Consider the following 22,159-nt stretch of genomic DNA (forward strand, 5'->3'; position numbering starts at 1 on the left):
GTTGGAGCGCCCGGGCCGAGGGAGCCGCAAGCATAGCGGCATCACGCGGTGTGCTCACCCCCATGCAGGGTGAAAGTACCCTTACCAAAAGTAGGTGACCGGACGCGGTTATTGCGCGGCCAAAAACCGCCAACGCCTAAAATTTGGGGCGTCTGCGCTGTGCAGGCCAACAAGGAGAGACACAAGATGATGAACGACCAAGTCACCACCCTGGGCCACTCTGCGGGCTATGGCATCTCGCAGGAAGAGCGCCACAAGGTGCTGCGCAATACCTACTGGCTGCTGGCCCTGAGCATGATCCCCACGGTGCTGGGCGCCTGGATCGGTGTGGCCACCGGCATCACCCGTTCGCTGACAGGCGGCCTGGGCCTGATCGTGTTCCTGGGCGGCGCATTCGCCTTCATGTTCGCGATCGAAAAGACCAAGCGCTCGGCCGCTGGCGTACCCGTGCTGCTCGCCTTCACCTTCTTCATGGGCCTCATGCTCTCGCGCCTGATCGGCATGGTGCTGGGCTTCAAGAATGGCACCGACCTGATCATGACCGCCTTTGCCGGCACCGCCGGTGTGTTCTTCGTGATGGCCAGCCTGGCCAGCGTGATCAAGCGCGACCTCTCGGGCATGGGCAAGTGGCTGATGGTGGGCGCGCTGGTGCTCATGGTCGGCGGCATCATCAACGTGTTTGTCGGTTCCACCGTGGGCATGATGGTGATCTCGATGCTGGCCATCGGCATCTTCAGCGCCTACATGCTGTATGACCTCAAGCAGATCCTGGACGGCGGCGAAACCAACTACATCAGCGCCACGCTGGCCCTGTACCTGGACATCTTCAACGTGTTCCAGAGCCTGCTGGCCCTGCTGGGCATCATGGGCGGCGAGCGCGAGTAAGCCACGCCGGGCTGCAGCCCCGCACAAAGAACAAAAGGCTCCCTCGGGAGCCTTTTGCTTTTTTGTTGAGCCCACACCAAGGTCAAGCCTCAATAGCGGCGCAGTCCTGCCGATAATGCAAATACATGTATCTCCACCAGCCCTCCACCCCGCTGCGCCTGCTGGCTGCCACAGCCCTCGTGCTGCTGCTGAGCGGCTGCGACAAGATCCCCGGCCTGGGCCCTGACCCCCGTGTTGCGCAGCGCGACGCCGAAGCCAAGGCCATCGGCGGTGCCTGCCGCCACGCACTGCGCGGCCTGGAAGACTGCTACACCCTCAACCCCAAGGCCGCCAAGGCATCGGTGTTTGCAGGCTGGAAAGAGATGGACGCCTACATGCGCGAGAACAAGATCGAGGGCACCCCCTCGGTATTGACCAAGGCCGAGAAGCCCGAGCCGCGCAAGGGCGGTAGCAGCAACAACACCGAGATCGAAACCGAAACCCGCGACCCCGCAGCCAGCCGCAGCCGCAGCTGAGCGGCCGGAGTCACCAGAGGCCAGGCTCGCCCCTGGTCACCCCCTCTTCTCCCCTCTTTTTCCCTTGGCTGCCTGCGGGCGTGCGCACCGGGGCCACACGCCCCGAAAGCGCCTCACCCCGCCTCTACACCCGCTCGAACACCGCCATGCTCTCCACGTGCGCGGTGTGCGGGAACATGTTGACCATGCCCGCTGCCGTGCACTTGTAGCCCGCCAGATGCACCAGCAGGCCCGCATCGCGCGCCAGGGTGGCGGGGTTGCAGCTCACGTACACGATGCGCTTTGGCGGCGTCCAGCCCTCGGCCCCGGCAGGCAGCGGGCCCGCCCCTTCGGCGCCGATGCGCGACTGCTCGATGTCGGCCAGCGCCTTGGCCAGTGCAAAGGCGCCTTCGCGCGGCGGGTCCACCAGCCACTTGTCGGCAGCGCCATCGGCCACCAGCATCTCGGGGGTCATCTCAAACAGGTTACGCGCTACAAATTCAGTAGCTGAAAGCGCTTTATGGCCGCGCGCAAGGGCCTGATTCAATGCATAGTTTTCGCGCGAGCGGGCCACCAGGGCCTCGCTGCCCTCGATGCCCAGCACCTCGCGGGCCTGCGTGGCCAGGGGCAGCGTGAAGTTGCCCAGGCCGCAGAACCAGTCGATCACCCGCTCGTGCGGCTGCACATCCAGCAGGCGCAGCGCCCGGGTCACCAGCACCTGGTTGATGTGCGGGTTCACCTGGGTGAAGTCGGTGGGCTTGAAGGGCATGGTGATACCGAAATCCGGCAGCGCATACGACAGCTGCTCGCCGCCCTCATCCAGCAGCTTGACGGTGTCCGGCCCCTTGGGCTGCAGCCACCATTGCACGCGGTGCTCGGCGGCGAAGGTGCGCAGCCGCGCCAGATCATCAGTGCTCAGCGGCTCCAGGTGCCGCAGCACCATGGCGGTCACGTTGTCGCCGCAGGCCAGCTCGATCTGGGGGCAGGTGTCGCGGGCGTCCATGCCGGCGATCAGCGCGCGCAGCGGCATCAGCATCGCATCGACGTGCGGCGGCAATACCTTGCAGGTCTGCATGTCGGCCACGTAACGGCTCTTGCGCTCATGAAAGCCGATCAGCACCTGGCCCTTCTTGATCACGTTGCGCACGGACAGCCGGGCGCGGTAGCGGTAGCCCCAGGCGGGCCCCTCGATGGGCCGCAGCACGGTTTCGGCCTTGACCTTGCCCAGGTGCCAGAGGTTGTCCTCCAGCACCCGCTGCTTGACGGCCACCTGCGCGCCCACATGCAGATGCTGCATCTTGCAGCCCCCGCAGGCACCGGCATGCAGGCCAAAGTGCGGGCAGCCAGGGCGCACACGCTGCGACGATTCGCGGTGAATCGCCACCAGGCTGGCCTGCTCCCAGTTGTTCTTCTTGCGGTGGGTGTTGGCGGTGACCAGCTCGGACGTGAGGGCACCGTCAATAAAGATGACCTTGCCATCGGGCTTGCGGGCCACGCCCTGGGCATCGAGGTCCATGGACTGCACCTGCAGCCAGCCCTCGGGCAGGTCGGCGGCGTCCTGCGCCACGGGTTCAAACGAGGGGGATAGTTCTTTCGGTTCGCTCATCCCCCGATTGTCTCAGGCCCGGGACTGCTGCCCCGAAGGCTCAGCCCCGGTCTGCGCGCGCGGGGCGCATTCCGCCCGACGCCGATGCAGCCGAGGCCAGCGGCAGCTTGTTGATGGTGAGTTCGCAGCCAAAATCGTCAGGGGAAAAAACCAGCGTGCCGCCAGGCGCGACCCGGGGCAGGGTTTCGTGGATCTGGCGCGACATATCGACCGGCGGCTCGGGGGCGCGGTAGACGATGTCCTTGTCGGGGCCGTACACCACATAACACCCGGCGGCGGCCGACTGGCTGAACAGGGCGGCCAACAGGGCGGCGGCAGCGGTTGGAAGGGCTCGCATGGTTCTTCTCCTCAGTCTGACGGTTGCTGCAGCGCATTATGCGGGCTTTGCCCTGCAGAGCCAATCGGGCCCAGGTGGCGGCCCGCCACGCCCCCGCTCTCTCAGCGCAGGTGCAGGTGGTTGGTGTGCTTGACCTCTTCCATCACCGCATAGGTGCGTGTCTCGCGCACGCCGGGCAACTGCCACAGCACATTGCCCGCAAACACCCGATAGGCGTTCATGTCGGCCGAGCGGGTTTTCAGCAGGTAATCAAACCCACCCGCCACCATGTGGCATTCCATGATCTCGGGGTGTACCTGCACGGCGGCCTTGAACTGGTCGAACACATTGGGCGTGGTGCGGTCCAGCAGCACCTCCACAAACACCAGCATGCCCGCACCCAGCTTGAGCGGGTTCAGGCGCGCCTCGTAGCCCAGGATGAAGCCATCGCGCGTGAGGCGCTGCACGCGCGCCAGCACGGCCGTGGGCGACAGGGCCACCGCCTCGGCCAGCTTGAGGTTGGCAATGCGGCCGTCTTCCTGCAGGATTGACAGAATCTTGCGGTCAATCCGGTCGAGATCGGGTTCTGTTTGCATTGTGATTAGCTATTTATTCGGTGTACAGGCCAATTTTCGACCATTTATTCATCACCAACCCAAGGATCATCGCCAATAACGCGCCCCACCAACACCTTTGCTTGGTGTTGGCCCCGCAAAACCCTGAAAGACACCGCCATGACGCTGCCCACCGCCCCGTTTGCCGACTTCGCGCCCCGCACACCGCTGGCCAACCCGCTGCGCGCCGCCATCACCGCCGCCATCACCGCCGCCACCCGCCACCCCGAGCCCGAGGCCCTGGCCCCGCTGCTGGCCCAGGCCCGCCTGCCTGCCGATCAAGCGGCAGCGGCCGAGCAACTGGCCCTGCGCATTGCCAAGGCGCTGCGTGAACGCAAGGCCAGCGCCGGGCGCGCGGGCATCGTGCAAGGGCTGCTGCAAGAGTTCTCGCTGTCATCACAAGAAGGCGTGGCGCTGATGTGCCTGGCCGAGGCGCTGCTGCGCATCCCCGACAAAGCCACGCGCGACGCGCTGATCCGCGACAAGATCAGCCACGGCCAGTGGGATGCCCACCTGGGCAAGAGCCCCTCGCTGTTCGTCAACGCCGCCACCTGGGGCCTGCTCATCACCGGCAAGCTGGTGGCCACGCACAGCGAAGGCAGCCTGGGCAACTCGCTCAGCCGACTGATCGGCAAGGGCGGCGAGCCCCTGATCCGCAAGGGCGTGGACATGGCCATGCGCATGATGGGCGAGCAGTTTGTGACCGGCGAAACCATTGACGAAGCCCTGCGCAACGCCCGCACGATGGAGGCCGAGGGCTTTCGCTATTCGTACGACATGCTGGGCGAAGCGGCACTGACCAGCGAAGACGCCAAGCGCTATTACTCGTCGTACGAGCAGGCCATCCACGCCATTGGCAAGGCCTCTGCCGGGCGCGGCATCTACGAAGGCCCGGGCATCTCCATCAAGCTCTCGGCCCTGCACCCGCGCTACAGCCGCGCACAGTTTGGCCGCGTGATGGACGAGCTGTACCCGCTCGTTTTGCGCCTGACTGCACTGGCAAAGCAGTACGACATCGGCCTGAACATCGACGCCGAAGAAACCGACCGCCTGGAACTGTCGCTGGACCTGCTGGAGCGCCTGTGCCACGAGCCCACGCTGGCGGGCTGGAACGGTATTGGCTTCGTGATCCAGGCCTACCAAAAGCGCTGCCCCTTCGTCATCGACTGCGTTGTGGACTTGGCCCGCCGCACCCAGCGGCGCCTGATGGTGCGCCTGGTCAAGGGCGCGTACTGGGACAGCGAGATCAAGCGCGCCCAGGTCGATGGCCTGAAGGACTACCCCGTCTACACCCGCAAGGTGCACACCGACATCTCCTACATCGCCTGCGCCAAGAAGCTGCTGGCCGCGCCCGAAGCCGTGTACCCCCAGTTCGCCACGCACAACGCCGAAACGGTGGCCACCATCTACCAACTGGCGGGCAGCAACTACTACGCCGGGCAGTACGAGTTCCAGTGTCTGCACGGCATGGGCGAGCCGCTGTATGAGCAGGTGGTGGGCGCCATCACCGCGGGCAAGCTGGGCCGAGAAATAGGAAAGGGCGGCCTGGGCCGCCCGTGCCGCATCTACGCCCCCGTGGGCACGCACGAAACCCTGCTGGCCTACCTGGTGCGCCGCTTGCTCGAAAACGGCGCCAACACCTCGTTTGTGAACCGCATTGCCGACGAAACCATTGCGCTGGACGAGCTGGTGAAAAGCCCCGTGCAGGTAGTGGACCAGCAAGCTGCCACCGAAGGCACCGCTGGCCTGCCCCACCCGCGCATTCCGCTGCCTGCCGCGCTGTACGGCGCCCACCGCAGCAATTCACGCGGGCTGGATTTGTCGAACGAAAACACGCTGACCGAACTGGCCGCCACGCTGCAAGCCACTGCAAGCCACGCCTGGACGGCAGCGCCCCTGCTGGCCGCTGATGTGCCCGCAGGCACTACCCAACCCGTGCGCAACCCCGCCGACCACAACGACGTGGTGGGCCAGGTGCAAGAAGCCACCACCGCAGATGTAGACCAGGCCCTGGTGCACGCCCAGGCCGCTGCAACCTCCTGGGCCGCCACGCCACCCGCAGAACGCGCAGCAGCCCTGCTGCGCACCGCCGACTTGCTGGAAGAGCGCATCCAGCCCCTCATGGGCCTGCTGATGCGCGAAGCGGGCAAAAGCGCCAGCAATGCCGTGGCCGAAGTGCGCGAAGCCGTGGACTTTCTGCGCTACTACGCCGCGCAAGTGCAAAGCACCTTCGACAACGCCACCCACATCCCATTGGGCCCTGTCGCCTGCATCAGCCCCTGGAACTTCCCGCTCGCCATTTTCATGGGCCAGGTCGCTGCCGCGCTGGCCGCAGGCAACCCCGTGCTGGCCAAGCCCGCCGAACAAACCCCGCTGATCGCAGCCGAGGCCGTGCGCCTGCTGTGGCAGGCGGGTGTGCCCCGCGCCGCCGTGCAGTTGCTGCCCGGCCAGGGCGAAACCGTGGGCGCGCGTTTGATTGGCGATGCGCGCGTGATGGGCGTGATGTTCACCGGCTCCACCGAAGTGGCGCGCATCCTGCAGCGCACCGTGGCGGGGCGGCTGGATGCCGCAGGCCGCCCCATTCCGCTGATTGCCGAAACGGGCGGGCAGAACGCGATGATCGTGGACTCGTCCGCGCTGGTGGAGCAGGTGGTGGGCGATGCCGTGTCGTCCGCCTTTGACAGCGCAGGCCAGCGCTGCTCCGCGCTGCGCGTGCTGTGCGTGCAGGAAGAAGCCGCCGACCGCGTGGTCGAGATGCTGCAAGGCGCCATGGGCGAACTGCGCGTGGGCAACCCCGGCGAGTTGCGCGTGGACGTGGGCCCCGTGATTGATGCCGAGGCACAGGCAGGCATCGCCCAGCACATCGAAAAATTCAAGGCCCAAGGCCACCGCGTGTTCCAGCACCCGAACCACGTTTCTGCCATCAGCGCACCGGGCACCTTTGTACCCCCTACCCTGATCGAGCTGAACCACATCGGCGAGCTGCAACGCGAAGTCTTCGGCCCCGTGCTGCACCTGGTGCGCTATGCGCGGAGCGACCTGGACCAGCTGCTCGACCAGATCAACGCCACCGGCTACGGCCTCACACAAGGTGTACACACCCGCATCGACGAAACCATTGCCCGCGTGGTCAACCGCGCCCACGCAGGCAACGTGTACGTGAACCGCAACATGGTGGGCGCCGTGGTGGGTGTGCAGCCGTTTGGTGGCGAAGGCTTGTCGGGCACGGGGCCCAAGGCAGGCGGGCCGCTGTACCTGCTGCGCCTGCTGTCGCAGCGCCCTGCCGACGCGCTGGCCCGAACTTTTGCCGAGGCCGACCGCACCAGCCCGCACGACACCGAGCGGCGCGAACGTCATCTGGCCCCGCTGGCCACCTTGCAGCAATGGGCGCACAACCAGGGCAACCTGGCCCTGGCGGGCCACTGCCAGCGTTTTGCGCAAGAAACGCAGAGCGGCACCTCCCGCACCCTGCCCGGCCCCACGGGCGAGCGCAACGTCTACACCCTGGCACCCCGGGCCCGCGTGCTGTGCCTGGCGCACAGCGTGGATGACCTGCTGGTGCAGACGGCGGCGGTACTCGCCAGCGGTGGCACCGCCCTGTGGCCCCACGCCCATGCAGGGCTGCGCGCAAAGCTGCCCACCCACGTGCAGGCCCAGGTCATGCTGCAAGACAACACCCTGAGCGATGGCTCCGTGGCATTGGACGCCGTGCTGCACCATGGCGACGCCCCATCGCTGCAGGCGGTGTGCACCACCCTCGCCCGCCGCCCCGGGCCCATCGTGGGCGTGACCGCGCTGCAGCCCGGCGCAGCGGACATCCCGCTGGAGCGCCTGCTGATCGAACGCGCCCTGAGTGTGAACACGGCAGCGGCCGGGGGCAACGCGAGCCTGATGACGATTGGATAGACACGCGATGCCATGCAGCACGTCGGGCGGTCAAAAATCCAAGCAAAATTGGCCGTTACCGCGCACTAGTTAAGCACTTAATGCTATTTAATTAATAGCAAATCAAGTCTGCAACGCCAGCGGCAGGTTCAGCAGCAAGTTCTGCGGCTTGATGCGCACCACGCCCTCGGCATTGGTGGCCAACCCCAGGTACACCGGCTTGCCAGCCACGTCTGCGCGCATCTCCGCCGGGTTGGCAAAGGTCAATGTGAACAGGCTCACCAGGCGCTGCATGCGCTCGGCCTCCACCGGGCGGTCCTCGTAAAGGTCGTTGAGGATGGCGGTGGACTCCACGTCCAGCCCGATGTGCCAGCGCCAGGCACTGTCGGTGACCTGGTGCACAGGCTCGATCAACACCTGCACGCCCAGCAGGTGCGCCACCCAGCGCTCCAGCACCCGGGCCAGTGCCTTCAGACCCGATCGGGCGCGGGTCATCTTGAAGGTCAGGCCATGGCTCAGGTCCTGCGTCAGCTCGTGGGTCAGGTCGAGCAGAAAGTGGTGGCGGTCACTCTCTTGCCAATATTGCGCCGCATTGTCCGCCGACAGCACCTTGACCTGCGCCGTGGGCTGCAGTGCGCCGCTTTGCAGCAGCAAGCGCCCCACCTCGCCCAGGCCCGCAGTCTCGTTGAGCATGTCGAGCGTCGCCCGGTCGCCTGCCAGCATTTGCCCCTCCTGCAGGGTGATGCGCTGTGGCCGAAACAGCATCTCGGCAGCGCGGGCTTCAAAGGCATCGTTGCAGTCGTCCAGCAGGCTGCGCAGCAGCGCCTGCACCACGGCGTCAATGAACACGGCGGGCACGTTCACCACTCCACTTCGCATGAGCTGCAGGTAATACGCCTCCAGCGTGCCCGCGGCCAGCAGGCCATCGCGGAAGCGCAGGAACACGGCGTAGTTTTCGCGTGCATCGGCGTCCTGCATGGCGGCCAGCTCGGCTGCAGCCACGGGCTTGAGAGGCGCAACCTGCAAGCCCTCATGCAAGACCACCTCTGCAGCACAAGACTCGGGCACCAGCGCCAGCTCTGGGCGGCGCAGCAGGTGTCGAACATACGCATCCGTGGGACGCAGCCACCCGCGCTCGTCGCGCGCCAGGTGCATCAGGCCACTGTGGGACCAGAAATCAGGAACAAGGGTGGGCATGGAGATTTACAAACCAGTCCAAAGGACGAACAGGAGACAGATCGGCAATCGCGGGGTCAGCACGAAGAGCAAACGGGTTGCCCGGAACCCGCAAGAATCGGTCGGAGTTTGCATCCATCTTATCGGGCAAGGACCTGCACCCCCGGGGAATCCGTGCACGCATATCAGCGTTATGTGCCGCTGCAGCCTGGGGCGGTCTTCAGCGCACACCTGGCCAGCGCGATGCGTGCTGAGGATCGCAGCCCCAGGGCACATCCGTGCCCAGCAGATCGATGCTTCCATCGGCGGGAAATGCCCGGGATTTCTGCTGCTTTCGCAGGGATTGGACGCAAGCCGTTGGAGGATGATCAGCCAAGCTTCCTGCCTCCACAGCCAGTGCGAGCGACCAACCGACGATGGAGTCCCACATGCTCGATATTTCTCAAGCCGCCAATCTCCTGACCTCCATGGGCGTATCCAGCGCCCTGGCGACACGCGCTGCGGAGCGCACGGCACAAAACCACTCCGGCGCGGACCCACTCACTTTTCTCAAAGAATTGAGAGCAACCTTGGAGGAGTTGTCTGCACAAGCCCCCTCTACCGCCGCAGGCTCGGCGGCAGGCGCAGCTTCATCCGACAAAGCGGCCTACACGTCCACCACGGACCTGTACGCCAAGGGCACCTCTCCAACGGCAGCCACCAGCACCAAGACGACAGCCGACAAAGCAGCGGCCGCTGTTCCTTTCAAGAACCTGGCAGAGTTCAAACAGTGGGAAAAAGGCCTGGGCGACACTTTTGCGGCGGACTACGAACCGCCGGACTACATCAGGATGCACGCCATGGTGCTCAGCGGCGGTGACGATACGGCCGTTGGACGCTACATGTTCTTCAAGAACCACCCGGAGTTCGCCGCTGACTACGAGTCCATCCGGAGCGGCAAGTTGTCCAAATTTCCAACGGATGGATCAACCTTGGTCAAAAGCGATCTGTCCAAGATGTCCGCAGAAACGGCGGCTCATTACCGCAAGAACCCCAGCGCCCTGCTGGCCGCCGAGGGCTTCAACATGGACCCCACGCTGGCCAAAATGCGCATGAATGGAGAGATCAATGCGCCCACAGGAACCGAAGTGTCTGAATGGCTCACGAGCAACAAGTGGACCAAGGATGGCATCGTGGCCGAGAACAATCGGCTCGCCTATGCCAATGCCGACTACATCGGCCTGGACGGCAAAGGCGCAGGGACCTACAAGCGGAGCCGACTCGACACGGCGACTGGCAACATCATCAACTACGATGGACGGGTCTATGACCCGCTGACGGGCGAGGTGAAAGCCTGAAGCACTGGCGTCGGCGCGCCAACTACCACCCGATGCGTGCCGAAGGCCTGACGCGCCAGCAGCGCTGACCAGAAAATCTGCTGGCTGGCTTCGTCATATGGCTCAGCCAGCAGTCCTGCGCGCACGGCACTTTTTAGAAGGCGTGTGCGCCCCCTCACTCACTCCCACTCAATCGTCGCTGGCGGCTTGCTGCTCACGTCGTAGGTCACGCGGTTGATGCCACGCACCTCGTTGATGATCCGGCCCGATACCTTCTTGAGCAACGCGTAGGGCAGTTCAGCCCAGTCGGCGGTCATGAAGTCGCTGGTCTGCACGGCGCGCAGGGCCACCACGTAGTCGTAGGTTCGGCCGTCGCCCATCACGCCCACGCTCTTGACGGGCAGGAAGACGGTGAAGGCCTGGCTGGTGAGGTCATACCAAGTCTTGCCGGTGGCGTCGTCCTTGAAGTTGCGCAGTTCTTCGATGAAGATCGCGTCGGCGCGGCGCAGCAGGTCGGCGTATTCCTTCTTCACTTCGCCCAGAATGCGCACCCCCAGGCCGGGGCCGGGGAAGGGGTGGCGGTAGACCATCTCAGGCGGCAGGCCCAGGGCCACGCCCAGTTCGCGCACTTCGTCCTTGAACAGATCGCGCAGGGGTTCCAGCAGCTTGAGGCCCAGTTGCTCGGGCAGGCCACCCACGTTGTGGTGGCTCTTGATGGTGACGGCCTTCTTGCTCTTGGCGCCGCCGCTTTCGATCACGTCGGGGTAGATCGTGCCCTGGGCCAAAAAGGTGGCGCCCTTGTGGCCGCCGGTGCCGGCCTTGAGCTTCGCAGCTTCGGCCTTGAACACGTCCACAAACAGGCCGCCGATGATCTTGCGCTTCTGCTCAGGCTCGCTCACCCCGGCCAGCTTGCCCAGGAACAAATCGCTGGCGTCCACGCGAATGACCTTGGCGTGCAGCTTGCCTTCGAACATGTCCATGACCATGTCGCCCTCGTTCAGGCGCAGCAGGCCGTGGTCCACAAACACGCAGGTGAGCTGGTCGCCGATGGCGCGGTGGATCAGCGCGGCAGCCACGGACGAATCCACGCCACCCGACAGGCCGAGGATCACCTCTTCATCGCCCACTTGCTCGCGGATCTTCTGCACGGCTTCTTCGATGTAGTCGCCCATGACCCAGTCGGCACGGGTGCCGCAGATGCCCAGCACAAAACGCTCCAGCAAGGCGCGGCCCTGCAGGGTGTGTGTGACTTCGGGGTGGAACTGCACGGCGTAGTAATGACGGCTTTCGTCGGCCATGCCAGCGATGGGGCACGAGGGCGTGGAGCACATCACCTTGAAGCCAGGTGGCAGCGCCGTGACCTTGTCGCCATGGCTCATCCACACCTTGAGCATGCCGTGGCCTTCGGGCGTGGCGAAATCTTCGATGCCCTTGAGCAGCTCGGTGTGGCCATGAGCGCGCACTTCGGCGTAGCCAAATTCGCGGGTGTTGGAGCCTTCGACCTTGCCGCCCAGCTGTTGGGCCATGGTCTGCATGCCGTAGCAGATGCCCAGCACGGGGATGCCGAGTTCAAACACCGCATCCGGCGCCTTGTCATCCACCTCGTACACGCTGGCGTGGCTGCCCGACAGGATCACGCCCTTGAGCGAGCCGTCCTTGGCGTAGTCGCGGATCCACTCGTCGGTCACGTCGCAGGGGTGCACCTCGCAGTACACATGGGCCTCGCGCACGCGGCGGGCGATGAGCTGGGTGACTTGCGAGCCGAAATCGAGGATGAGGATTTTCTGGTGTTGCATGGTGGTGGTCCGTCAGAGGCTGGAGAGGTCGAGAAGTGGGACACCGCTGCGCTGGGCGGCAGCGATCTGCTGGGGGTCGAAAGTGGCCAGCGGCAGGCGCAGCGAGCGCGCCAGCCACAAATAGGCGGCATCAAAGGTGGGCAGGCCGGTGTCGAGCGCCACGTCCATCACGGCCTTGTGCTGGGCGGGGGCCAGGTCGTGCAGTTCCACGCGGTGGCGGATCGCCTCCAGCACGCTCCAGAGACCCTCCACCGAGGCAGCGGGTATGCGGCCGCTGTGCACGCCGCTGGAAATGAGGTTGCTGCACTCCCACTGCCAGAGGTTGGGAGCCTGGGGTTCGACCTCGTCGCGGCGGATCAGGGTGTAGAGGCGGCGCGTTTGTTCACTGGCCGCGTCGGGCAACAGCCAAGCGGCGGTGACAGAGGCGTCGAGCACAAAGGCGGTCATGCGGCGCTCCGGCCAACGCGGCGCAGGGCACCGGCCGCATCGCCAGCGGGGCGAACCGTGGCGTGCAAGGCATCCATCTGATCCAGTTCACGGGCAATCTGCTCGTCCGTGATGACTGGGCGGCGGCGCACCGGCAGCATGCGCACCACTTCTTTGCCGTGGCGGGTGATGCGCACTTCCTCGCCCTGCTCGACCAGCTCGATCAGGGCGGAAAAGCGGCTCTTGGCCTCGTAGATACCGACGGACTGCATGGAAACGCGGACCCCAAAAAAGAAAAGTCTGGCCTGAATATTGAATTCAGACCAGACTATATCAGTCTGACCAGATTTTTTCAATCAGGCCAGACTCAGTATCTCTGAGGGTAGAGCAGACCCATGGCTTGCGAACATCGACAGCCCGAGCCAGGGCAGCCGTGCAAGGGCCGCCCCGCCGCACTGGCTGCGTCCCCCTTCCCGAATGGCACAGCCGTTCGAGAGAAGGGGGAAGGCGCGAAGCGACTCAGGGGGTTGCCCGTTAATCAGCGCGGTAGTTCGGCGCTTCCTTGGTGATCTGCACGTCGTGCACGTGGCTTTCGCGGATACCGGCGGTGGTGATCTCAACGAACTCGGCCTTGTTGTTCATCTCTTCGATGGTGGCGCAGCCGCAGTAGCCCATGGAGGCACGCACACCGCCTGCCATCTGGTAGACGATGCTGACCATGGAGCCCTTGTAGGGCACGCGGCCTTCAATGCCTTCGGGCACGAGCTTGTCGGCATTGGGGTTGCCGGTGCTTGACTCCTGGAAGTAGCGGTCCGCACTGCCCTGCTGCATCGCGCCAATCGAGCCCATGCCACGGTAGCTCTTGTAGCTGCGGCCCTGGAACAGGATGACTTCGCCAGGTGCCTCTTCGGTGCCCGCAAACATGCCGCCCATCATCACGGTGCCAGCTCCAGCGGCCAGGGCCTTGGCGATGTCACCGCTGTAGCGAACGCCACCATCAGCAATCAGCGGCACGCCCGTGCCCTTGAGCGCCGTGGCCACGTTGTCGATGGCCATGATCTGGGGCACACCCACGCCAGCCACGATGCGGGTGGTGCAGATGGAGCCGGGGCCGATACCGACCTTGACCGCATCAGCACCCGCCTCGACCAGCGCCAGCGCAGCCGCGCCGGTGGCGATGTTGCCGCCGATCACGTCGATCTGCGGGTAGTTCTGCTTGACCCAGCGCACACGGTCGATCACGCCCTTGCTGTGGCCGTGGGCGGTGTCCACCACGATGGCGTCCACACCGGCCTTGACCAGCGCTTCGACGCGTTCTTCGGTGCCCTCGCCCACGCCCACCGCAGCGCCTACGCGCAGGCGGCCTGCGGCGTCGCGCGCTGCGTTGGGGAAGCTGGTCTGCTTGGTGATGTCCTTCACCGTGATCAGGCCCTTGAGTTCAAAGGCGTCGTTCACGACCAGGATGCGTTCCAACTTGTGCTTGTTGAGCAGCGCCTTGGCCTGCGCGGGCGTGGTGCCTTCCTTTTCATTGACCGTGATGAGCTTCTCGCGCGGGGTCATGATCTGGTGGACCTTGACGTCGTAGCGGGTCTCGAAGCGCAGGTCACGGCCCGTGACAATGCCGACCACCTTGCCACCGTCGCACACCGGGAAGCCCGAGATGCCCAGCTGCTCGGACAGCTGCAGCACCTGCAGCACCGTGTGCTCGGGGGTGATGACCACGGGGTCGCGCAGCACGCCAGATTCATAGCGCTTGACCTTGGCCACATGGGCGGCCTGCTCTTGCGCAGTGAGGTTCTTGTGCACGATGCCGATGCCACCCTCCTGGGCGATGGCGATGGCCAGGCGTGCTTCAGTCACGGTGTCCATGGCGGCGGACACGAGCGGCAGGTTCAGCTGGATATTACGGGAGAGTTTCGTCGCGAGGGACGTGTCCTTGGGCAGGACCTGGGAGTACGCTGGCACCAGCAACACATCGTCGAAGGTGAGCGCTTTTCCAAGAAGGCGCATGAGAAAGCTCCAAAAAACGGATTGTACCCGTGCCGCGTGTGGCGCACTGCCGACACGCCCATCCACCCCCCCAACCCTCTCCATCCGGGCCTCAACAAGGCCCGGCGGGTACGCTGCAGGCATGGTGCCGCCGTGCAGCACAGCAACCCAAAAGGGCCGCCCATCCCGCCGCACTGGCGGGTGGCGGGCCACACGGCTAAACTTGTTCGCATGAAAATGCACAAGATTCTTCTGCTGGCCGTGGCCTGCACCTGGGCCATGGGCGCGGCAGCGCAGTGGCAGTGGATCGACAAGGACGGGCGCAAGGTCTTCAGCGACCGCCCCCCTCCGGCCGACATCCAGGAAAAAAACATCCTGAAGCAACCCGGGGGCAGCCTCCCCGCCCGCCCTGCCCCGGCGGCGGCCGCCGCGCCAGGCGATGCGCCCACGGCCACAGCGCCAGCCACTGCAGCCGCAGCGGCCCCCAAGCCAGCAGCCAGTGCCGCAGGCAGCGGCAAGGACAAGGAGCTGGAAGAGAAAAAAGCCCAGGCCGAAGCTGCCGAAGCCGCCAAGAAAAAGGCGGAAGACGAGAAAATCGCCAAAACCAAGGCCGAGAACTGCACCCGCGCCCGTGCCGCAAAAGCCGCATTCGATGCAGGCAAACCCATCACCCAGACCAATGCCCAGGGTGAGCGCATCTTCCTGGACGGCACCGCCCGTGCGGCAGAGGCCAAGCGCATCGATGGCATCGTCGCCTCGGACTGCGCGCGCTGAGCCGCATCGCTCAGCCATCGCTGTTTCAGTATCCCGACTTGCCCCCGGGGCGCTGGCGGGCGAACAGACCGGTGGAGCGCGCGCCCTGGCGCGCGAAACGCTCCCGGCGCGCCACCTTGGGGTCTACCTTCAAAGGGCGGTAGATCTCCACACGGTCGCCGTGCTGCAGGGGCGCATCCAGCGCCACCGCCCGGCCCCACACTCCCACAAGCGGTGGGCCCGCGTCGGCTGCTGCCTCCCCCTGCACTGGTGTCGGTAGCGGCACGGCGCCACAAGCCCGCAGGGCATCGGTCACCAAGGCCCCCTGGGGCAAATCCAGCGTCCATTCCCGTGTCTCACGGGGCGCCACACACACCACCACCGTGACCTGCACCGTGGTGCTCCCCTCGCCCGGTTTCCCGGCGCCCCCCTCAGCCATACACCTGCTCCGCCCGCTTCACAAAAGCGTCCACCATGCTGCCCGCGATGCGGTCAAACACCGGCCCCACCAGCGCCGCCAGGGCTGCACTGTCAAAGCCATAGTTCAGGAGCAGTTCCACCTTGCAGGCGCGCTGCTGGCCATCGCCCACGGGGTGGAAGTGCCAGTCTCCGTCCAGGCGCGAGAACGGGCCCTTGACCAGGTGCATCTGCACCCGGCGCCCGGCCTCGTGGGTGTTGCGCGTCACAAACGTCTGGCGAATGCCCCCGAGGGCAATGCCCACCTCGGCGGTCATGCCGTCTTCGGTCTGCTCCAGCACGGCAGAGCGATCGCACCAGGGCAAGAACTGCGGGTAGTGCTCCACCCCGGTGACCAGGGCAAACATTTCTTCGGGGCTGTACCAGATGAGGACGGACTTTTGAACGGTTTTCATGCAGACGCTGCTTGCGCGGGGCCACGCAAGCGGGGGAGAAATTAGAATCGCGGCTCGCGAGACGACAACATTGTAGGGAGGCCTTTTATCTCCCCGTTTGCGCCGCATCTAAACCCAATGGCCAAGAAACCTGATCCCACGTCCCGCATTGCTGACAACAAGAAAGCGGCCTACAACTATTTTTTTGAAGAGCGCCACGAGGCGGGCATGGTGCTGCACGGCTGGGAGGTGAAGGCGCTGCGCGAAGGCAAGGTGCAGCTGACCGACGGCTATGTGCTCATCCGCGAGGGCGAGCTGTATCTGCTGGGCTGCCTGATCCACCCGCTCAAAACCGCCTCGACGCATGTGAACCCCGAGTCCGCACGCACCAAGAAGCTGCTGCTCAAGAAGGACGACATCAAGCGGCTGATCGGCAAGGTCGAGCAAAAAGGCTTCACCCTGGTGCCACTGAACCTGCACTGGAAGAACGGTTTCGTGAAATGCGAGATCGCGCTGGCCAAGGGCAAGGCAGAGCACGACAAACGCGACACCATCAAGGACCGCGAAGGCAAGCGCGAGGTCGAGCGCGCGATGAAAAGCCACAACCGGTAACCCGCGCAGCGTGGCGGGTCTGTAGCCGAGCGCGGCAGCATCAGCCCGTCATCTCTCGCCCCCGGCCATGTGGCCATGGCTTGGCCGCCCTGTTGCAAGCAGCGGCTCTGAGGGCATCAGCAACCGCGCCCCCTCAGGGCTACCAAGCCCTCAGGCCCTCAGACCAGCGCTGCCAGCGGGTGGGAATGTGCCGGCCAGGGGCTGGCAAAAAACGGCGCTACCATCTCGGGCGTCACGTCTTCGATGCGTGCGGGGTTCCACTTCGGCGCGTGGTCCTTGTCCACCGCCAGGGCGCGGATGCCCTCCACCGTTTCGCTCTGGCCGGGGCGCAGGTAAAAGCAGTGGCGCACCATGTCGCGCTCCATGCGCAGGTCGTCGGCCAGGCCCATGCCGCGCGCGCGGCGGATCTGCTCCAGCACCACGTTCAGCATCAGCGGCGAGCGCTTGCGCAAGGTGGCTGCCGTGGCACGCGCCCAGTCGCTGTCGGCGGACTCCAGGGCTGACACGATCTCACCCACGGTGGGCAGCGCAAAATATTGGTCAATTTGGCCCTTTGCGCCTGACAGCATTGGCTCAATAGCTATAAATTTTGAAGCAACATAGTCTTTGACGGCAGCGCCGCTCGCAAAGGTCTGTGTGGCCAGGGCCTCCCACACGGCGGCCTGCTGGTCGGCGGGCAGGCAACCGTCTGCCAGCTGGCTGTCGATGGCATCACCGGCACCGATGGTGTCGCCGGTCAGCGCCAGCCATTCGCCCACGCGGCCCGGGCAGCGGCTGAGGAAGTAGCCGCCCCCCACGTCGGGGAACAGGCCAATCGCCGTTTCGGGCATGGCCATCTTGGTGCGCTCGGTCACCACGCGCAGCGCGGCGCCCTGGCTGATGCCCATGCCGCCGCCCATCACGATGCCGTCCATGAAGGCGATGTAGGGCTTGGCGTAGTTGTGAATGAGGTGGTTGAGCGCGTACTCCTCGGTGAAGAAGTCTTCGAGCTGCGGGTTGCCCTGGCTGCCCGCCTGGTGCAGAAAGCGGATGTCGCCGCCCGCGCAGAAAGCGCCAAACGGGCCTTCCTTGTTGCTGCCCCGGATCGCCACGGCCAGCACGCGTGCATCGTTCTGCCAGGCCAGCAGGATGGCCATCAGGTCACGCACCATGGAGAGCGACAAGGCATTGAGTGCACGCGGGCGGTTCAGGGTGATGAAGCCCACCTGTCCACGCACTTCGCTCAGCACATCGCTCACTACTTCCGACACAACCGTCTCCGTCATTTTTGTTCCTTCCAACCTAAGAGTTCATTGAACACCAGCGCACCGATCACCAGCGCGCCTCCCGTCAGCACCGCTGCGGCAGGCTTTTCGCCCGCGCCCAGCCATGCCAGCAAAATGCCAAAAATCACTTCCAGCAAACCCAGCAGCGCCATCTCGGGCGCCTTGAGCACCCTGCCGCAGCGCACGGCCAGCACGCAAGGAATCGCCAATTGCACCACGCCCAGCAGCGCCAGCAGGGCCAGGTCATGCCCCGACGCCTGAAACGGCAGGGCCAGGGGCAGCGTGACCAGGGACGAGATCACGGCCCCCACCAGCACGGCTGGCACCAGATCCACCGCGTGGCCATGGCGCTGTGAGTGCTGCACCACCGTCCAGTTGATCGCCGCCGCCACCGGCACACACAAGGCCACCAGCGTGCCCGCCAGCGGCAGGCCCGCCATCTGCGAGCCATACATCCAGCCAATGCCCAGGCCTGCCACCGCAATCGCGCCCCAGGTGCGCGCAGCAATGTGGTGGCCAATGAAGACGCGCGCAAACAGCGCGGTGAGCAGCGGCCCCACCGCCATGGTCACCAGCACATTGGCCACCGGCATGAGCACCAGGGCCACCATGAAGGCGGTGAACATCACGCTCCAGCAGATGCCCGAGATCCACAACGCGCTGCCACCCTTGCGCATGGCCACAAACACCGCCCGCCCCTGCAGCAACGGCAACAGGACCAGCAGCGACACCAGCGTGAAGAAGCTGCGCCAGAAGGTCACCTCAAAACTCGCGGCGTGCTCCAGGTGGCGCGTGACCACCCCGGCAATCGACCACATCAGGGTGACCGCCACCATCAGCAGCACGGCGCGGGAATGCGTGAGTTTCAACAGCATGGATCGGGGGGTTGCAGGCAGAAAAAAGGCCACTGCGCAGCAGTGGCCCTTCCGGGAACGCTCAGCCTATCAAGAGCGGCCTGCGCGCTTGCGCTCGTTTTCGGTCAGGAAGCGCTTGCGGATGCGGATCGACTTGGGCGTGATCTCGACCAGTTCGTCGTCCTCGATGAATTCCACGGCGTATTCCAGCGTAGCGTCGATGGGCGGAGTGATCTTGATCGCGTCTTCCTTGCCGGACACGCGGAAGTTGGTCAGCTGCTTGGTGCGCGTGGCGTTCACGATCAGGTCGTTGTCGCGGCTGTGGATACCGACGATCATGCCCTCGTACACCGGATCGTTCGCCTTCACGAACATGCGGCCACGGTCGTCCAGCTTGCCCAGGGCGTAGGTGAAAATTTCACCGGCATCCATGGAGATCAGCACACCGTTCTTGCGGCCGCCGATGTCGCCCTTGTGCGGCTCGTAGCTGTCGAAGATGTTGGAGATCAGGCCAGAACCACGCGTCAGGTTCAGGAATTCGTTGGTGAAACCGATCAGGCCACGGGCCGGGATGCGGTACTCCAGGCGCACGCGACCACGGCCGTCCGGCTCCATGTTCACCAGCTCGCCTTTGCGCTCGCCCAGGGCTTGCATCACGCCGCCTTGGTGGCCTTCTTCAATGTCGGCCGTCACCAGCTCGATAGGCTCGTGTTTTTCGCCCTTGATGTCCTTGAACACAACGCGGGGCTTGGACACGGCCAGCTCGTAGCCTTCGCGGCGCATGTTTTCCAGCAGGATGGTCAGGTGCAACTCACCCCGGCCCATCACTTCAAAGATACCTTCTTCGTCGGTTTCCTTCACGCGCAGGGCCACGTTGTGCTGGAGTTCCTTTTGCAGGCGGTCCCAGATCTGGCGGCTGGTCACGAACTTGCCTTCGCGGCCTGCCAGGGGCGAGGTGTTCACGCAGAAGTTCATGGTCAGCGTGGGCTCGTCCACCTTCAGCATGGGCAGCGGTGCGGGGTTGGCGGGGTCGGTCACGGTCACGCCGATGCCGATGTCTTCAATGCCGTTGATCAGTACGATGTCGCCGGGGCCGGCCAGCGGCGTCTGCATGCGGTCCAGGCCCTGGAACGTCAGCACCTGGTTCACACGGCCCTTGACGGCCTTGCCATCGGGGCCTTCCATGACGACCACGTCCATCATGGGCTTCAGCGTGCCTTGACTGATGCGGCCCACGCCGATGCGGCCCACAAAGGTGGAGAAGTCCAGCGCCGAGATTTGCAGCTGCAACGGTGCATTGGCATCACCCGTGTTCGGTGGCACGTGCGAGAGGATGGTGTCGAACAGGGCCGACATGTCGGGGCCCCACTGCTCACCCGGGGCGCCTTCTTCCAGCGACGACCAGCCATTGATGCCCGAGGCGTACACGACTGGGAAGTCGAGCTGTTCGTCGGTAGCACCGAGCTTGTCGAACAGGTCAAACGCGGCGTTCACGACCTTGTCGGGGTTGGCACCGGGCTTGTCCACCTTGTTCACCACCAGGATCGGGCGCAGGCCCAGGGCCAGGGCCTTCTTGGTCACGAAACGCGTCTGGGGCATGGGGCCTTCTTGCGCGTCGATCAGCAGCACCACGCTGTCCACCATGGACAGGGCACGTTCCACTTCGCCGCCGAAGTCCGCGTGGCCGGGGGTGTCCACGATGTTGATGTGCGTGCCCTTCCAGCTCACGGCGCAGTTCTTGGCCAGGATGGTGATGCCCCGCTCTTTTTCGATCGCGTTGTTGTCCATCACCGTATCGACGACCTTTTCGTGGTCGGCGAAGGTGCCGGACTGGCGCAGCAGCTGGTCCACCATGGTGGTTTTGCCATGGTCAACGTGGGCAATGATGGCGATGTTGCGGATCTGTTTAGTCATAGTTTTTCCAATGTGCCGCTGTGCGCCATGGACGCGGAATGCGGCGTGCTTTCCAAAATTTGTTGAATTTCCAGCGGACTCAGGAGCCTGCCCGGCACCAGCTCCCCGCCCACGATGTGCCCCACTCCCAGCAGCGCCGGGGGACTCTCTCCAAACACCGCCACGGCACTGGCATCAGGCCAGTTGCCACGGCGACGCACGCCCGACAGGAATCGGGCTGCATTCTCACCATCCAGCGTGACACGTGTATGCCCGGCCAGCAGCGACTCAGGCGCTTCCAGGCTGGCCAAGCGCTCGGCCTCGGGCATGGCCTCCAGCTGCGCCAGCGTGACGCAGCGCTCCACACCGATGCCACCGGTGTCGATACGGCGCAGAAAGCTGAGGTGCGCCCCACAGCCCAGCGCAGCACCAATATCCTCACCCAGGGTGCGGATGTAGGTGCCTTTGCTGCAAGTTACTATTATTTTTATAGCAAACAGTGCTTGGTCAGTGCGCGTGAGTGCCAGTTTTAGTGCATGAATGACGATACCGCGCGGCTCACGCTCCACGGTCACACCTGCGCGCGCGTACTCGTACAGCGCTTTGCCGTCCTTCTTGAGGGCGCTGTGCATGGGCGGCACCTGGCGGATGGGGCCGGTGAACTGCTGCTGCACGGCGGCCAGGCGCTCGGGTGTGAGCTGGGCGGGGTCCACCTCGCGGCGCTCCAGCACCTCGCCCTCGGCGTCGCCGGTGGTGGTGGTGGTACCCAACACGGCAATCGCTTCGTACGTCTTGGCGGCTTCGAGCTGCAGCTGGCTGAACTTGGTGGCCGCGCCAAAACACAGCGGCAATACGCCCGTGGCGAGCGGATCGAGCGTGCCAGTGTGGCCCGCCTTCTCGGCGCGCAGCAGCCATTTCGCCTTTTGCAAGGCGTCATTGCTGGACAGGCCCAGGGGTTTGTCGAGCAGCAGCACTCCGTGCACCGGGCGCCGCTGCACCCGGATGCGGGGAGCGCGCTCGGTCATGCTTCCTCGTCGTCTTTGGAGCGGGAAGCCACAGCGCGCGCAATCAGCGCATTCATGTCAGCCGCACGCTCAGAGGTGCGGTCGAACACGAAGTGCAGCGTGGGCACCGTATGGATGTGCAGGCGCTTGAACAGGCCATTGCGCAAGAAGCCCGCAGCCTGGTTGAGTGCCACCTGGGTTTCCACCGGGTCGCCCGTCAGCAGGCTGAAGAACACCTTGGCATGGGCGTAGTCGGGGGTCACCTCCACGCCCTGCAGCGTCACCATGCCCACGCGCGGGTCTTTCAACTCGCGCGCGATCAGTTCCGTCAGATCGCGCTGGATCTGATCGGCGACCTTGAAGGCGCGGTTGGGGGTAGCGGACTTCTTTGCAGCCATGTCGCTCTGTCGTCGTAGCGGTCGCC

21 protein-coding genes are annotated in these 22,159 nt (G+C 65.0%); 6 read left to right on the plus strand and 15 right to left on the minus strand.

The genetic code is table 11. The features are described from left to right. The first annotated feature begins 189 nt into the window (after window positions 1-189). Both A1D30_RS11310 and A1D30_RS11315 read left to right on the plus strand, forming a co-directional pair. Window positions 190-885 (plus strand): Bax inhibitor-1/YccA family protein, encoded by a 696-nt coding sequence (locus tag A1D30_RS11310; protein WP_063460938.1) that lies wholly within the window; start codon window positions 190-192, stop codon window positions 883-885. 125 nt (window positions 886-1,010) lie between these two features. Then, window positions 1,011-1,400, plus strand: a complete 390-nt coding sequence (locus A1D30_RS11315; protein ID WP_063460712.1) for a hypothetical protein — start codon at window positions 1,011-1,013, stop codon at window positions 1,398-1,400. A 124-nt stretch (window positions 1,401-1,524) separates the two neighbouring features. Here the strand turns inward: A1D30_RS11315 and rlmD are convergent, their stop codons facing one another. From rlmD to A1D30_RS11330, 3 genes are all read right to left on the minus strand, one after another. Continuing rightward, the gene (gene rlmD / locus A1D30_RS11320; RefSeq protein ID WP_063460713.1) at window positions 1,525-2,985 is read right to left on the minus strand and encodes a 23S rRNA (uracil(1939)-C(5))-methyltransferase RlmD; all 1,461 of its coding nucleotides are present in this window, start codon (window positions 2,983-2,985) and stop codon (window positions 1,525-1,527) included. A 40-nt stretch (window positions 2,986-3,025) separates the two neighbouring features. Further along, complete coding sequence (locus tag A1D30_RS11325; protein WP_063460714.1) at window positions 3,026-3,322, minus strand: hypothetical protein; 297 nt, start codon at window positions 3,320-3,322, stop codon at window positions 3,026-3,028. Between the two features lie 101 nt (window positions 3,323-3,423). Then, entirely contained in the window at window positions 3,424-3,897 is a 474-nt protein-coding gene (locus A1D30_RS11330) for an Lrp/AsnC ligand binding domain-containing protein (protein WP_055398143.1), read from the minus strand. 138 nt (window positions 3,898-4,035) lie between these two features. On the opposite strand from A1D30_RS11330, the gene putA reads away from it, so the two are divergent. After that, window positions 4,036-7,821 carry a trifunctional transcriptional regulator/proline dehydrogenase/L-glutamate gamma-semialdehyde dehydrogenase gene (putA, locus tag A1D30_RS11335; protein WP_063460716.1) on the plus strand — a complete coding sequence of 1,262 codons (3,786 nt, stop codon included), beginning with the start codon at window positions 4,036-4,038 and terminating at the stop codon, window positions 7,819-7,821. Between the two features lie 102 nt (window positions 7,822-7,923). On the opposite strand, the gene A1D30_RS11340 is transcribed toward putA, so the two are convergent. Next, entirely contained in the window at window positions 7,924-8,997 is a 1,074-nt protein-coding gene (locus A1D30_RS11340) for a DUF6352 family protein (RefSeq protein WP_063460717.1), read from the minus strand. A 407-nt stretch (window positions 8,998-9,404) separates the two neighbouring features. Between A1D30_RS11340 and A1D30_RS11345 the strand changes: the two genes are divergently transcribed. After that, window positions 9,405-10,313, plus strand: a complete 909-nt coding sequence (locus tag A1D30_RS11345; RefSeq protein ID WP_131798448.1) for a hypothetical protein — start codon at window positions 9,405-9,407, stop codon at window positions 10,311-10,313. Between the two features lie 158 nt (window positions 10,314-10,471). On the opposite strand, the gene guaA is transcribed toward A1D30_RS11345, so the two are convergent. The 4 genes from guaA to guaB all read right to left on the minus strand — a co-directional run bounded on the left by guaA (window position 10,472) and on the right by guaB (window position 14,524). Then, the gene (guaA, locus tag A1D30_RS11350; protein WP_063460719.1) at window positions 10,472-12,088 is read right to left on the minus strand and encodes a glutamine-hydrolyzing GMP synthase; all 1,617 of its coding nucleotides are present in this window, start codon (window positions 12,086-12,088) and stop codon (window positions 10,472-10,474) included. Between the two features lie 12 nt (window positions 12,089-12,100). After that, the gene (locus tag A1D30_RS11355; protein ID WP_063460720.1) at window positions 12,101-12,535 is read right to left on the minus strand and encodes a type II toxin-antitoxin system VapC family toxin; all 435 of its coding nucleotides are present in this window, start codon (window positions 12,533-12,535) and stop codon (window positions 12,101-12,103) included. Continuing rightward, window positions 12,532-12,786, minus strand: coding sequence for a type II toxin-antitoxin system prevent-host-death family antitoxin (locus A1D30_RS11360; protein ID WP_063460721.1), 255 nt, complete (start codon window positions 12,784-12,786; stop codon window positions 12,532-12,534). Before A1D30_RS11360 ends, A1D30_RS11355 begins: the two co-directional genes overlap by 4 nt. 262 nt (window positions 12,787-13,048) lie before the next feature. After that, window positions 13,049-14,524: an IMP dehydrogenase gene (guaB, locus tag A1D30_RS11365; protein WP_010458065.1), complete on the minus strand. Its 1,476-nt coding sequence runs from the start codon at window positions 14,522-14,524 to the stop codon at window positions 13,049-13,051. 210 nt (window positions 14,525-14,734) lie between these two features. Here guaB and A1D30_RS11370 point away from each other — a divergent pair, with 210 nt between their 5' ends. Further along, entirely contained in the window at window positions 14,735-15,277 is a 543-nt protein-coding gene (locus A1D30_RS11370) for a DUF4124 domain-containing protein (RefSeq protein WP_063460722.1), read from the plus strand. Between the two features lie 25 nt (window positions 15,278-15,302). Here A1D30_RS11370 and A1D30_RS11375 read toward each other — a convergent pair whose 3' ends face one another. Then, window positions 15,303-15,695, minus strand: coding sequence for an RnfH family protein (locus A1D30_RS11375; RefSeq protein WP_063460723.1), 393 nt, complete (start codon window positions 15,693-15,695; stop codon window positions 15,303-15,305). Continuing rightward, window positions 15,688-16,128: a type II toxin-antitoxin system RatA family toxin gene (locus tag A1D30_RS11380; protein WP_063460724.1), complete on the minus strand. Its 441-nt coding sequence runs from the start codon at window positions 16,126-16,128 to the stop codon at window positions 15,688-15,690. Before A1D30_RS11380 ends, A1D30_RS11375 begins: the two co-directional genes overlap by 8 nt. A gap of 117 nt (window positions 16,129-16,245) precedes the next feature. Here A1D30_RS11380 and smpB point away from each other — a divergent pair, with 117 nt between their 5' ends. Further along, complete coding sequence (smpB, locus tag A1D30_RS11385; protein WP_063460725.1) at window positions 16,246-16,719, plus strand: SsrA-binding protein SmpB; 474 nt, start codon at window positions 16,246-16,248, stop codon at window positions 16,717-16,719. A gap of 158 nt (window positions 16,720-16,877) precedes the next feature. Here smpB and A1D30_RS11390 read toward each other — a convergent pair whose 3' ends face one another. The 5 genes from A1D30_RS11390 to rbfA all read right to left on the minus strand — a co-directional run bounded on the left by A1D30_RS11390 (window position 16,878) and on the right by rbfA (window position 22,133). Beyond that, the gene (locus A1D30_RS11390; protein WP_199865953.1) at window positions 16,878-17,984 is read right to left on the minus strand and encodes an enoyl-CoA hydratase/isomerase family protein; all 1,107 of its coding nucleotides are present in this window, start codon (window positions 17,982-17,984) and stop codon (window positions 16,878-16,880) included. Continuing rightward, on the minus strand, window positions 17,981-18,859 hold the full coding sequence (locus A1D30_RS11395; RefSeq protein ID WP_063460726.1) for a DMT family transporter: 879 nt from the start codon (window positions 18,857-18,859) through the stop codon (window positions 17,981-17,983). Before A1D30_RS11395 ends, A1D30_RS11390 begins: the two co-directional genes overlap by 4 nt. Window positions 18,860-18,928: 69 nt before the next feature. Further along, complete coding sequence (gene typA, locus A1D30_RS11400) at window positions 18,929-20,752, minus strand: translational GTPase TypA (RefSeq protein ID WP_063460727.1); 1,824 nt, start codon at window positions 20,750-20,752, stop codon at window positions 18,929-18,931. Then, window positions 20,749-21,756, minus strand: coding sequence for a tRNA pseudouridine(55) synthase TruB (gene truB / locus A1D30_RS11405; protein ID WP_063460728.1), 1,008 nt, complete (start codon window positions 21,754-21,756; stop codon window positions 20,749-20,751). The genes typA and truB overlap by 4 nt, the downstream gene beginning before the upstream one ends. Beyond that, window positions 21,753-22,133 (minus strand): 30S ribosome-binding factor RbfA, encoded by a 381-nt coding sequence (gene rbfA / locus A1D30_RS11410; RefSeq protein ID WP_063460729.1) that lies wholly within the window; start codon window positions 22,131-22,133, stop codon window positions 21,753-21,755. Before rbfA ends, truB begins: the two co-directional genes overlap by 4 nt. Window positions 22,134-22,159: the final 26 nt, after the last annotated feature.

Origin of the sequence: Acidovorax sp. GW101-3H11 (assembly GCF_001633105.1) — a bacterium.
GTDB lineage: Bacteria > Pseudomonadota > Gammaproteobacteria > Burkholderiales > Burkholderiaceae_C > Acidovorax.

What these genes read in the sequence shown, in the direction of transcription:
- rlmD (WP_063460713.1), bottom strand. Translation starts at nt 2,985, where the DNA reads ATGAGCGAACCGAAAGAACTATCCCCCTCGTTTGAACCCGTGGCGCAG.
- A1D30_RS11395 (WP_063460726.1), bottom strand. Translation starts at nt 18,859, where the DNA reads ATGCTGTTGAAACTCACGCATTCCCGCGCCGTGCTGCTGATGGTGGCG.
- A1D30_RS11355 (WP_063460720.1), bottom strand. Translation starts at nt 12,535, where the DNA reads ATGACCGCCTTTGTGCTCGACGCCTCTGTCACCGCCGCTTGGCTGTTG.
- smpB (WP_063460725.1), top strand. Translation starts at nt 16,246, where the DNA reads ATGGCCAAGAAACCTGATCCCACGTCCCGCATTGCTGACAACAAGAAA.
- guaB (WP_010458065.1), bottom strand. Translation starts at nt 14,524, where the DNA reads ATGCGCCTTCTTGGAAAAGCGCTCACCTTCGACGATGTGTTGCTGGTG.
- A1D30_RS11360 (WP_063460721.1), bottom strand. Translation starts at nt 12,786, where the DNA reads ATGCAGTCCGTCGGTATCTACGAGGCCAAGAGCCGCTTTTCCGCCCTG.
- rbfA (WP_063460729.1), bottom strand. Translation starts at nt 22,133, where the DNA reads ATGGCTGCAAAGAAGTCCGCTACCCCCAACCGCGCCTTCAAGGTCGCC.
- A1D30_RS11315 (WP_063460712.1), top strand. Translation starts at nt 1,011, where the DNA reads ATGTATCTCCACCAGCCCTCCACCCCGCTGCGCCTGCTGGCTGCCACA.
- A1D30_RS11340 (WP_063460717.1), bottom strand. Translation starts at nt 8,997, where the DNA reads ATGCCCACCCTTGTTCCTGATTTCTGGTCCCACAGTGGCCTGATGCAC.
- A1D30_RS11375 (WP_063460723.1), bottom strand. Translation starts at nt 15,695, where the DNA reads ATGGCTGAGGGGGGCGCCGGGAAACCGGGCGAGGGGAGCACCACGGTG.
- typA (WP_063460727.1), bottom strand. Translation starts at nt 20,752, where the DNA reads ATGACTAAACAGATCCGCAACATCGCCATCATTGCCCACGTTGACCAT.
- A1D30_RS11345 (WP_131798448.1), top strand. Translation starts at nt 9,405, where the DNA reads ATGCTCGATATTTCTCAAGCCGCCAATCTCCTGACCTCCATGGGCGTA.
- A1D30_RS11325 (WP_063460714.1), bottom strand. Translation starts at nt 3,322, where the DNA reads ATGCGAGCCCTTCCAACCGCTGCCGCCGCCCTGTTGGCCGCCCTGTTC.
- A1D30_RS11390 (WP_199865953.1), bottom strand. Translation starts at nt 17,984, where the DNA reads ATGACGGAGACGGTTGTGTCGGAAGTAGTGAGCGATGTGCTGAGCGAA.
- A1D30_RS11330 (WP_055398143.1), bottom strand. Translation starts at nt 3,897, where the DNA reads ATGCAAACAGAACCCGATCTCGACCGGATTGACCGCAAGATTCTGTCA.
- guaA (WP_063460719.1), bottom strand. Translation starts at nt 12,088, where the DNA reads ATGCAACACCAGAAAATCCTCATCCTCGATTTCGGCTCGCAAGTCACC.
- A1D30_RS11370 (WP_063460722.1), top strand. Translation starts at nt 14,735, where the DNA reads ATGAAAATGCACAAGATTCTTCTGCTGGCCGTGGCCTGCACCTGGGCC.
- putA (WP_063460716.1), top strand. Translation starts at nt 4,036, where the DNA reads ATGACGCTGCCCACCGCCCCGTTTGCCGACTTCGCGCCCCGCACACCG.
- A1D30_RS11380 (WP_063460724.1), bottom strand. Translation starts at nt 16,128, where the DNA reads ATGAAAACCGTTCAAAAGTCCGTCCTCATCTGGTACAGCCCCGAAGAA.
- A1D30_RS11310 (WP_063460938.1), top strand. Translation starts at nt 190, where the DNA reads ATGAACGACCAAGTCACCACCCTGGGCCACTCTGCGGGCTATGGCATC.
- truB (WP_063460728.1), bottom strand. Translation starts at nt 21,756, where the DNA reads ATGACCGAGCGCGCTCCCCGCATCCGGGTGCAGCGGCGCCCGGTGCAC.